This is a genomic window from Faecalimonas canis, from assembly GCF_054601575.1.
Map to the genome: position 1 here is coordinate 1 of NZ_BAAHSI010000018.1, position 11,444 is coordinate 11,444.

10 protein-coding genes, 1 tRNA gene and 1 pseudogene are annotated in these 11,444 nt (G+C 38.6%); all 12 read left to right on the forward strand.

The features are described from left to right. Positions 1 to 60: 60 nt before the first annotated feature. Positions 61 to 131, forward strand: a tRNA-Cys gene (locus ACYPXO_RS05940). A gap of 197 nt (positions 132 to 328) precedes the next feature. Then, positions 329 to 1,501 (forward strand): phosphopentomutase, encoded by a 1,173-nt coding sequence (locus ACYPXO_RS05945; RefSeq protein WP_459639703.1) that lies wholly within the window; start codon positions 329 to 331, stop codon positions 1,499 to 1,501. A 14-nt stretch (positions 1,502 to 1,515) separates the two neighbouring features. Further along, entirely contained in the window at positions 1,516 to 1,929 is a 414-nt protein-coding gene (cdd, locus tag ACYPXO_RS05950) for a cytidine deaminase (protein ID WP_459639704.1), read from the forward strand. Positions 1,930 to 1,952: 23 nt separating this feature from the next. Further along, positions 1,953 to 3,482, forward strand: coding sequence for an ABC transporter ATP-binding protein (locus ACYPXO_RS05955; RefSeq protein WP_459639705.1), 1,530 nt, complete (start codon positions 1,953 to 1,955; stop codon positions 3,480 to 3,482). Then, positions 3,472 to 4,587 (forward strand): ABC transporter permease, encoded by a 1,116-nt coding sequence (locus ACYPXO_RS05960; RefSeq protein ID WP_459639706.1) that lies wholly within the window; start codon positions 3,472 to 3,474, stop codon positions 4,585 to 4,587. Before ACYPXO_RS05955 ends, ACYPXO_RS05960 begins: the two co-directional genes overlap by 11 nt. A gap of 4 nt (positions 4,588 to 4,591) precedes the next feature. After that, complete coding sequence (locus ACYPXO_RS05965; RefSeq protein WP_459639707.1) at positions 4,592 to 5,545, forward strand: ABC transporter permease; 954 nt, start codon at positions 4,592 to 4,594, stop codon at positions 5,543 to 5,545. A 14-nt stretch (positions 5,546 to 5,559) separates the two neighbouring features. Further along, positions 5,560 to 6,882 (forward strand): pyrimidine-nucleoside phosphorylase, encoded by a 1,323-nt coding sequence (locus ACYPXO_RS05970; RefSeq protein ID WP_459639708.1) that lies wholly within the window; start codon positions 5,560 to 5,562, stop codon positions 6,880 to 6,882. A gap of 12 nt (positions 6,883 to 6,894) precedes the next feature. Continuing rightward, the gene (deoC, locus tag ACYPXO_RS05975) at positions 6,895 to 7,560 is read left to right on the forward strand and encodes a deoxyribose-phosphate aldolase (protein ID WP_459639709.1); all 666 of its coding nucleotides are present in this window, start codon (positions 6,895 to 6,897) and stop codon (positions 7,558 to 7,560) included. Between the two features lie 22 nt (positions 7,561 to 7,582). Further along, positions 7,583 to 8,683, forward strand: a pseudogene (locus ACYPXO_RS05980) (BMP family lipoprotein). A gap of 94 nt (positions 8,684 to 8,777) precedes the next feature. Further along, on the forward strand, positions 8,778 to 9,737 hold the full coding sequence (gene add, locus ACYPXO_RS05985; RefSeq protein ID WP_459639710.1) for an adenosine deaminase: 960 nt from the start codon (positions 8,778 to 8,780) through the stop codon (positions 9,735 to 9,737). 1 nt (position 9,738) lies between these two features. Continuing rightward, positions 9,739 to 10,467, forward strand: a complete 729-nt coding sequence (locus ACYPXO_RS05990; protein WP_459639711.1) for a Crp/Fnr family transcriptional regulator — start codon at positions 9,739 to 9,741, stop codon at positions 10,465 to 10,467. 16 nt (positions 10,468 to 10,483) lie between these two features. Beyond that, positions 10,484 to 11,311 carry a purine-nucleoside phosphorylase gene (locus ACYPXO_RS05995; RefSeq protein ID WP_459639712.1) on the forward strand — a complete coding sequence of 276 codons (828 nt, stop codon included), beginning with the start codon at positions 10,484 to 10,486 and terminating at the stop codon, positions 11,309 to 11,311. Positions 11,312 to 11,444: the final 133 nt, after the last annotated feature.

An 11,444-nucleotide genomic window follows, 5' to 3' on the forward strand; every position in this document is an offset into this window, starting at 1 on the left:
GATTCCCGTAGGAGTCATTCAGACCACAAGAAACATCTTGTGGTTTAAGCAATTCAATATGGCGCCATAGCCAAGTGGTAAGGCAAAGGTCTGCAACACCTCTATCACCAGTTCAAATCTGGTTGGCGCCTTTTTAACATCGCAAGTACTTGCGATGTTTTTTATGTATAAATTTTCTGAAAATTCACATTTTAATATAGAATAGAGGATAATCATGATTATTATAAAAGAAGCGATAAAAAAGGACATGAGTCCTTTTTTTGATTAAAATAATCATATATAATTAAACCATATTAACTCGGAAACAGTATAGAAAGGAAGAAAAGCAGTGGGTAGACAAAGAGTATTTTTAATTGTACTGGATAGTTTTGGAATTGGAAATGCACCTGATGCGGTAAGTTTTGGTGATGAAGGTGCGAACACATTACACACGATTACACAATCTTCGGAATATCATACACCTAATATGAATAGATTGGGACTTTCATGTATTGATGGAGTTGACTATTTGGAGAATACGGAAACAGTTTTTGGGGCTTATGGCAGACTTCAAGAGGCTTCAAAAGGAAAAGATACGACAATAGGTCACTGGGAAATAGCAGGAATTATTTCACCGCAGGCACTTCCGACATATCCGAATGGTTTTCCGAAAGAATTGTTGGATGAATTTTCCAAGAAAACGGGAAGAGGAGTACTTTGTAATCTTCCATATTCCGGAACGGATGTTATCCGTGATTACGGTGAAGAGCATATTCGTACGGGCAAGTTAATTGTTTATACATCGGCGGATAGTGTTTTTCAGATAGCGGCACATGAAGATGTTGTTCCGGTGGAGGAATTGTATCGTTATTGTGAAATTGCTAGAGAACTTCTTACAGGAGAACATGGAGTGGGAAGAGTTATCGCAAGACCGTTTACAGATGCAGCACCAAATTTTAGAAGAACATCAAACAGACATGATTTTTCATTGCTTCCACCAAAGGACACAATGTTAGATATTTTGCAGAGAGAAGGATATGACACATATGGGGTGGGTAAGATTTACGATATTTTCGCAGGAAAAGGTATCGAGCATACCCAAAGAATTAAAGATAATGTAGACGGTATGGAGAAGACTATCGCATTGCAGGATGAAGATTTTAATGGATTGTGTTTTGTAAATCTGGTTGATTTTGATATGTTGTATGGTCATAGAAATGACATTGAAGGATATGCGAAAGCAGCAACAACATTTGATGAACAACTGGGAACATTTATGGACAGAATGCAACCGGAAGATGTTTTGATGATTACTGCTGACCACGGATGTGATCCTGGATTTAAGGGGACAGATCATTCAAGAGAATGTGTACCGTTTTTGGTGTATGGACAGTCTGTTAAAGAGGGAGTAAATTTAGGGACTCGCAAAACATTTGCCGATATTTCAGCGACAATTCTTGATATGTTTGGACTAGAAATTACAACAGACGGAACAAGTTTTAAAGATGAGATATGTAAGTAGAGGTGTGTGCATATATGACGAATAGGGAATTGTTGGAAGAAGCAAAGAAAGCGCGTCTTAAATCATATGCTCCATATTCTAAGTTTCAAGTTGGAGCGGCGTTATTGACGAAAGATGGAAAAATTTATCATGGCTGCAATATTGAAAACGCTTCCTATACTCCTACAAACTGTGCTGAGCGTACTGCATTTTTTAAAGCGGTTTCGGAGGGCGATAGGGAATTTGAAAAAATTGCCATTGTCGGAGGTAAAGAAGGAACGGAGGCAGACGATTTGTGTGCACCTTGTGGTGTTTGTAGGCAGGTCATGATGGAATTTTGTAATCCGGAGGAATTTCAGATTATTCTTGCAGACGGGAAAGACAATATGAAAGTGATGAGTTTAAAAAAGATGTTACCATACGGTTTTTGTCCGTCGGATTTGGAATAAAGTAAAGAGAAGGAGGAAAAAACGTGGAATATGTAATTGAAATGAACCATATTACGAAGCAGTTTGGAGAGTTTAAAGCGAACGATGACATCACACTGCGAGTAAGGAAGGGCGAAATCCACGCTTTGTTGGGAGAAAACGGGGCAGGAAAATCTACATTAATGAGTGTATTATTTGGATTATACCAGCCTGAACAGGGACAGATTAAAATTAACGGCAAAGAGGTGAAAATCAATAACCCAAATGATGCGAATGCATTAGGAATAGGTATGGTTCACCAGCATTTTAAATTGGTGCATAACTTTACTGTTTTGGAAAGTATTGTACTTGGACGCGAAACAACAAAGGGCGGTGTATTGAAAATGGAGAATGCCCGCAAAAAAGTTATGGAATTGAGTGAACGCTACAAATTTAAAATCGATCCGGATGCGTATATTTCAGATATTACTGTAGGTATGCAGCAGAGGGTTGAGATTTTGAAAATGTTGTATTGTGACAATGATATTTTGATTTTCGATGAACCTACGGCTGTATTGACACCACAGGAAATTCATGAGTTGATGAAGGTTATGAAACAACTTGTAGAAGAAGGAAAGTCTATTATTTTCATTACACATAAGTTGAATGAGATTAAAGAAGTTGCAGACCGATGCAGTGTTTTACGAAAAGGTAAATATATTGGTACAATTGAGGTTGCCGATACATCTAAAGAAGAAATGTCAGAGATGATGGTAGGAAGAAAAGTCAATTTTATTATTGACAAGAAAGAGTCCGATCCGGGAGAGGCAATCTTAGAAGTGAAAAATATGACAATCAAGGCAAAACACGGAAAAGATGCGGTAAAAGACGTATCATTTACGGTGAGAAAAGGTGAGATTGTTACAATAGCAGGTATTGACGGAAATGGTCAATCAGAACTGGTATATGGAATTACAGGTATGATGCCGATAGATGAGGGACAGGTATTCTTGAAGGGGAAAGATATTACCCATGAAAGTATCAGAAAGAAATGCCTTGACGGAATGGCACATATTCCGGAAGACAGACATAAAGATGGTTTAGTTTTAGATTATAATCTTCAGGAAAATTTAGTGTTACAGACATATTTTACAGAGCGTTTTCAGAAACACGGCTTCTTGAAATTTGACGCAATTCGAAAATATGCGGAAGAATTGATTAAAAAGTTTGATATTCGTTCGGGACAGGGAGCGGACAGTATTGTTCGAGGAATGTCCGGTGGTAATCAGCAGAAAGCGATTATTGCGAGAGAGTTGGACAGAAATCCGGAAATTGTCCTTGCAGTACAGCCAGTTCGAGGATTGGATGTTGGGGCGATTGAATACATTCACAGACAGTTAATTGCTCAGAGAGATGCGGGAAAGGCAGTTTTACTTGTATCTTTAGAGTTGGACGAAGTAATGAATGTCAGCGACAGAATTTTAGTTATGTACGAAGGTGAAATTGTTGCAGATGTAAATCCGAAAGAGGTTACAACAGAAGAACTGGGATTATACATGGCAGGAGCGAAAAGGAGTGTGAATCATGGAATATAAGAAAAAAGGTCTTTTTCAGAGAGAGGGTATGATTAGTTTCAGTTCCTCAATTCTTGCAATTATTTGTGGGCTGCTTTTTGGACTTGTTATTTTGTTTGCAAGTAATCCGAGTCAGGCTTCAGGCGGATTTATGATGATTTTGCAGGGTGGTTTTACAGATGGAATGCAGGGAATCGGTCAGATGTTTTATTATGCTACACCGATTATTATGACAGGGTTGTCTGTAGGATTTGCTTTCCAGACAGGACTTTTCAATATAGGAGCGGCAGGACAGTTTACGATTGGTGCATTTGTTGCAGTTTTAATCGGAGTTAAATGTACATTTTTACCGGCAGGAATTCATTGCCTTGTTGCCATTGCAGGAGCTGCCTTGGCAGGAGCATTATGGGGAATGATACCGGGTATTTTAAAAGCATTCCGTAATGTAAACGAAGTTATTTCTTCTATTATGATGAACTATATCGGAATGTATCTTGTAAACCTTTTAATTCAGAAATTGATTTATGACCATGTTAAAAATCAGTCTATGGCAGTGGCAGATACGGCAAATCTCCCAAAAGCAGGATTAGATAAAATTTTCCCGAACACAGACATTAATGTGGGAATTATCATTGTTATTGTATTTGTTATTTTGGTTTACATTATTTTGAACCGCACAACATTCGGATATGAATTAAAAGCCTGTGGAAAGAACCCGAACGCAAGTAAATATGCGGGTATCAATGCAAAAAGGAATGTTGTTCTTTCTATGGTAATTTCAGGCGCTTTGGCAGGTATTGGTGGAGCATTATTATATCTCGCAAATTCAGGAAAATATTTGCAGGTGTTGGATATTATTGCTCCTGAAGGTTTTTCAGGAATTTCCGTAGCCTTACTTGGAATGTCAAATCCAATCGGTATTTTGTTTGCAGGTTTATTTATCGGGCATCTTACTGTCGGCGGATATAATATGCAGTTATTTGATTTTGCGCCGGAAGTTATTGATATGATTATTGCGGCAATTATTTATTGTGGTGCTTTATCTTTACTTTTCAAGGGACTAATTAGTAAAATCCAATTGAGAAAAGAAAAGAAGAAAAACGACAATCTGAAGAAGGAGGAATAAGAGTATGGATATTGTATATTTTATTATGCAGCAGACAATGTTTTTTGCAATTCCGCTTCTGATTGTAGCAATTGGAGGTATGTACTCTGAGCGAAGCGGTGTAATTAACATTGCTTTAGAGGGAATTATGGTAATAGGTGCTTTTTTCGGTATCCTATTTATTAATATGACACAGGGTACAATGAGCGGTCAGGGACTGTTATTAATTGCAGTAGTGATTGCCGGAGTTACCGGAGGAATTTTCTCCTTACTTCATGCGTTTGCTTCTATTAATATGAGAGCGGACCAGACAATCAGCGGTACTGCACTTAATATGTTTGCACCGGCGTTTGCGATTTTCGTAGCGAGAATGATTCAGGGTGTACAGCAGATTCAGTTTACAGATACATTCCAGATTGATAAAGTACCGTTTTTGGGAGATATTCCAATTATTGGACCTTTATTTTTCCAAAACTGTTATATCACAACATATCTTGGTATTTTGATTTTTATTATCGCGGCATTTGTAATTAAGAGAACGAAATTTGGTTTGCGACTTCGTGCTTGCGGTGAACATCCGGGAGCAGCGGACTCGGTAGGAGTAAATGTATATAAAATCAGATATTCGGGTGTAATTATTTCAGGTGTTCTAGCGGGAATAGGCGGACTTGTATTTGTTGTTCCTACTTCAACAAACTTTAATGCCAGCGTTGCAGGATATGGTTTCTTGGCATTGGCAGTATTGATTTTTGGCCAGTGGAGAAGTAATAAAATTTTCATGGCAGCATTTTTCTTTGGTGTAATGAAAACGCTGGCGAGTGCTTATTCAGCGATTCCGGTATTAAAGAGTCTTCCAATTCCAAATGAAGTGTATAAAATGATTCCGTATATTGCTACGTTAGTTGTACTTGCATTCTTCTCTAAAAATTCACAGGCGCCTAAGGCAGAAGGTATTCCTTACGACAAAGGAATGAGATAAAGGAGGAAAACGCTATGAGAATGTATGATTTAATCATGAAAAAAAGAAATGGTGAGGCTTTAACAAAAGATGAAATCCAGTACATGATTACAGAGTATGTAGATGGCAAAATTCCGGATTATCAAATGTCAGCGTTTCTTATGGCAGTTTATTTTCAGGGAATGACTGAGGAAGAAACACTTGCAATGACACTTGCAGTTGCACACTCAGGAGATATGGTCGATTTATCGGGCATTGAGGGAATGAAAGTGGATAAGCATTCCACAGGCGGTGTGGGAGATAAGACTACACTTATTATTGCCCCTATTGTTGCTTCCTGCGGGGTGAAAGTAGCAAAGATGTCCGGACGTGGATTGGGACATACAGGTGGGACGGTAGACAAAATGGAATCCATTCCGGGAATGCAGACATCACTTGACAGAGATAAATTCTTTGAAGTGGTAAATAAGACAGGACTTTCCGTAATTGGTCAGTCGGGAAATCTTGCTCCGGCGGATAAGAAACTGTACGCTCTTCGTGACGTTACAGCGACGGTAGACAGCATACCTCTTATAGCGGTATCCATTATGAGTAAAAAACTAGCTGCAGGTAATGACGGTATTCTGTTGGATGTAAAAACCGGAAGCGGTGCGTTTATGAAGACGGTGGAAGATTCAGTTGCGCTGGCAAAAGAAATGGTTTCCATCGGTGAGAATGCCGGCAAGAAAATGGTAGCGTTAATTACCAATATGGATATTCCTTTAGGACATAATATTGGAAATAGCCTTGAAGTTATTGAGGCGGTAGAAACATTAAAAGGGAACGGACCGAAAGATTTGACGGAAGTGTGCCTGCAATTAGCGGGAAATATGTTGTATCTGGCTGAAAAGGGAAGTATAGAAGAGTGCAGACAGATGGCGGAGGAAGCGATAAGAAGCGGAAAGGCGTTAGATAGACTGATTGCCATGGTGGAAGCACAGGGCGGAGATGCAGATGTCATTCGTGATACGGATAAATTTGCAAAAGCACCTTATCAGCAGGAAGTACTGGCGGAAAAAGACGGATACATTACACATATGAATGCGGAAGGATGTGGAATTGCATCTTCCATGCTCGGAGCAGGAAGAGAAACAAAAGACAGTGAGATTGATTATACTGCGGGAATTGTTTTAAAGAAAAAGACGGGCGACAGTGTGAAAGTAGGAGATGTATTGGCAGTTTTATATACATCTGATGAATCACTTTTTAATAATGCAAAAGAGAAATATAAACAGTCTGTAGCCATTATGGAACAACCGCCAAAAGAAGAACCGTTAATCTATGCGAGAGTAACTCCAAACGGAGTAGAAAAATATTAGGAGATGGACAAAATGAAAACAAGTGAAATTTTAAGCCATGTAGACCACACACTCTTAAAAGCGTTTGCAACATGGGAAGATATTCAGAAATTATGTGATGAGGCATTGGAGTATCAGACAGCGTCTGTATGTATTCCACCGAATTATATTAAAAGAATCCATGACACTTACGGTGACAAAATTAATATTTGTACAGTTGTAGGTTTTCCACTCGGATATAGCACTACAAAGGCAAAACTTGCTGAAGTAGAACAGGCTGTGGAAGACGGTGTCGGCGAAGTAGATATGGTAATCAATATCACAGATGTAAAAAACGGTGATTTTGATAAGGTAACAGAAGAAATCCGTAGTTTAAAACAGGCTGTCGGAGATAGAGTTCTGAAAGTTATTATTGAAACATGTTACTTAACAAAAGAAGAAAAAATTGCTATGTGTAAAGCAGTGACAGAAGCGGGAGCAGATTATATCAAAACTTCCACAGGATTTGGAACTGCCGGAGCAACAATGGAAGATATTCTTTTGTTTAAGGAATATATTGGACCACACGTAAAAATGAAAGCCGCAGGCGGAGTGAAAAGTGTGGAAGATATGGAAGCCTTTTTGGAAGCAGGATGCGACAGAATAGGCACAAGTTCAGCAATTTCCCTTATTCAAGGGCAAAATGTAAAAGATTATTAAAAAGCAAAAGGAGGAAAAAAAGATGAAGAAAAGACTGATTAGTTTAATCTTGGCAGGTGCAATGGTGCTTGGTATGGCAGGTTGTGCAAAGAAACCGGGAGAATCAGACAACAAGAAAGGTGACAAAGGAGGATATGAATTAGCGTTAATTACTGACGTAGGAACAATTGACGATAAATCATTCAACCAGGGTTCATGGGAAGGATTGAAAAAATATGCAGATGAAAAAGACATCTCTTGCAAATATTATAAACCTTCTGAAAAATCAGATAAAGCTTGCTTAACAGCAATCGACCTTGCAGTAAAAGGTGGAGCAAAAGTTGTTGTAACACCAGGATTCTTATTTGAAAAACCAATTTTTGAAGCACAGACAAAATATCCTGATGTGACATTTATTATCATTGATGCAGCACCAATCGGAAAAGACAAAAAACCACATATTGAAAAGAACGTTCTTTCTATTTTCTATGCTGAAGAACAGGCTGGATACTTAGCAGGTTACGCAGCAGTTAAAGAAGGATACAAACAACTTGGATTTATGGGTGGAATTGCAGTACCTGCAGTTATCCGTTACGGATACGGATTTGTTCAGGGTGCTGACGCAGCAGCAAAAGAACTTGGTTTACCAAAAGATGCTATCGATATTAAATACACATATGTAGGAAACTTTGACGCTTCTCCTGAAAATCAGGCAAAAGCAGCCGCTTGGTACAGTGAAGGAACAGAATGTATCTTTGCTTGTGGTGGTGGAGTTGGTAACTCTGTTATGAAAGCAGCAGAAGGTGCAGGAAAGAAAGTTATCGGTGTAGACGTAGACCAGTCTGTAGAATCAGATACAGTTATTACTTCTGCAATGAAAAAGTTAAGTGATTCAGTTTATAATGCAGTTGCCTCATACTATGACAAATCATTTGAAGGTGGAAAATCAATTACATAAAGTGCAGCAGATGACGGTGTGCAGTTACCAATGGAAACATCTAAATTTGAAAAATTCACACAGGAAGAATACGATAAAGTATATGCTGGATTAAAAGATGGTTCAATTAAAATTGCAAACGATACAGTGGCAAAAGACGCTAAAGACTTACCAACATCAGTTGTAAAAGTTGAATCAATCAAATAATTTGAAAATGTAGAATAAGTATAAGCATCTGCACATTGATTGTGGGATGCTTATACTATTTTTAAATAAAAATAATGTGACAAGGAGGTGCGGTATGTCTATACCTAAAGTAGAATTGCATTGTCATTTAGATGGTTCACTGCCACTGCAAATTGTCAGTGAACTTCTTGGCAGAGAGGTAAAACAAAATGAAATGCAGGTAAGCAAAGATTGTAGAAATTTGGCAGAGTATCTGGAAAAGTTTGATTTGCCGTTGCAGTGTCTGCAAACGGAAGAGGGACTTAGAAAAGCATCTAAAGCATTTTTATTGGATTTGAAGAAAGATAATGTGCAATATGTGGAGGTAAGATTTGCTCCGTTGCTATCAGTAAATGAACACTTAAATTGTAGGCAGGTAATTCAGTCTGTAATTGAAGGGTTGGAAGAAGCCAAAAAGGAATGTAATATTTTCTATAATGTAATTGCCTGTGCGATGCGTCATCATTCTGCAGAGGAAAGTTTGAAGATGATGAAAATGGCGAGAGAATTTTTGGGTGAGGGACTTTGTGCCGTAGATTTGGCGGGAAATGAGGCAGCATTTCCGATGGAAAATTTTGCGGAATTATTTGCGGAGGCAAAGAAACTTGGGCTTCCGTTTACTATCCATGCAGGAGAGTGTGGAAGAGTGGAAAATGTTATCGAGTCTGTAAACTGTGGTGCGGCAAGAATCGGGCACGGAATTGCACTTCGGGGACATAAGGACGGAATTGAACTGTGCAGAGAAAAGAAAATCGGAATAGAAATGTGTCCAATTAGTAATTTACAGACAAAGGCAGTTCAACATCCTTCGGAATATCCGATACGGGAATTTCTTGATGAGGGACTTCTTGTGACAATCAATACGGACAACCGAACCGTGAGCAATTCCAGCCTACAAAAAGAAATGGAATTTGTTCAGAATCAATATGGAATTACGGATGAAGAATTGATAAAAATGACAGGAAATGCCATTGATGTGGCATTTGCGGAAGAATCTGTGAAGGCGGAACTTTGGAGAAAACTGAAAGGGGTATAAAATGCAGTGCAAATATTTATACAACGTATTACCATTTCTGGAAAAATGTAAAAAGGAAACTCAAAAACAATTTGAAGAGTATTTTAAAAGTGCTCCGGCATGGCTTATGGATTCTTTTCAGATTGAGGAGATGGATAAGGGGCAGGTATTTGTACGGGAAAATACTCCGATCGACACAATATATTTTGTGGGTAAAGGGATGATTAAAGCAACTGATTACCGTATTTATGGAATCACTTATGATTTCATGAGTTTTGATTGTGTTCACGCATTAGGCGGTATGGAAATTATTATGGATCTGGACACATATATGACAACACTGGAAACTGCAACACCGTGTACGATAGTGAAAATTCCGAAAGCACAGTATGAAAAATGGCTTTTGTCAGATTTGCGTGTGTTGAAGTTAGAGGCGAAATTGACAGGAAAGTCGTTGCTGGAGGATGGGCGAAAAAGTAGAGCATATTTGTTTTTACAAGGCTCGGACAGGCTGGCAATGTTGCTGACGGAGCGATATGAGTTGTATGCTCGAAATGGAATTTTGCGTGTACAGGGAGGCCGTCAGGGACTTTCGGATACGACAGGGCTTTGCGTCAAGACAATTAATCGTGCGGTGAAAAAGTTTTCGGAAGAAGGTCTGATTAGCAAGGAAGGGAATAAGATAACAGTTTCCTACGAACAATATAGAAAATTAAAAGATATGATAATGACGCTTATTGATATTGAATAGAGGAAAGGAGTTTAAAATGAATCCAGTATATGAAAAATTGATGACTTGTGTGGAGAGTGTAAAAGAGAAAGTAAATTTTTGTCCGGAAGTGGCATTAATTCTTGGTTCAGGACTTGGTGATTACGCGGATGAAATAGAAATTGTGCAGACAGTGGACTATACGGATATTGAAGGATTTCCGACTTCTACTGTAGCGGGACATAAAGGACGTTTTGTTTTCGGTTATGTAAATAAAACTCCGGTTGTGATTATGCAGGGAAGAGTACATTTTTATGAAGGGTATCCGATGTCTGATGTTGTACTTCCAACAAGACTTATGGGACTTTTGGGAGCGAAAAAATTAATTTTGACAAATGCAGCAGGCGGAGTAAACTTTGATTTCAAACCGGGTGATTTTATGATGCTTACAGACCACATTACGACAGGTGTTCCAAGTGCATTAATCGGTGCAAATTTGGATGAATTGGGCGTAAGATTTCCGGATATGAGTGAAGTTTACAGTAGGAGAATACAGGAACTTGTTAGGGAAGTGGCAAAAGAACAGGGAATTGATTTAAAAGAAGGTGTGTATGCACAGTTTACAGGTCCTAACTATGAAACTCCTGCGGAAATCCGTATGGCAAGAACATGGGGAGCAGATGCGGTAGGTATGAGTACAGCCTGCGAGGCAATGGCTGCACGCCACATGGGAATGGAAATCTGTGGAATTTCATGTATTACAAATCTTGCGGCAGGAATGTCGAAAGAAGAGTTAAATCACAAAGAAGTGCAGGAAACAGCGGATAGAGTGGCAAAACAGTTTAAAGCATTGATTACAGGTATTATTACAAAACTTGGTGAATAAGTCGTAAAAGGGGGTGTCGCAAAATCATCAAATTAGATGATTGAGCGATGCCCTCGCTCTATATGTGTAAAAAACCGGAAAGAATCTTTTGAACTGTTGAATCTTTCCGGATTTTTTGTATTAAGAAAACCAC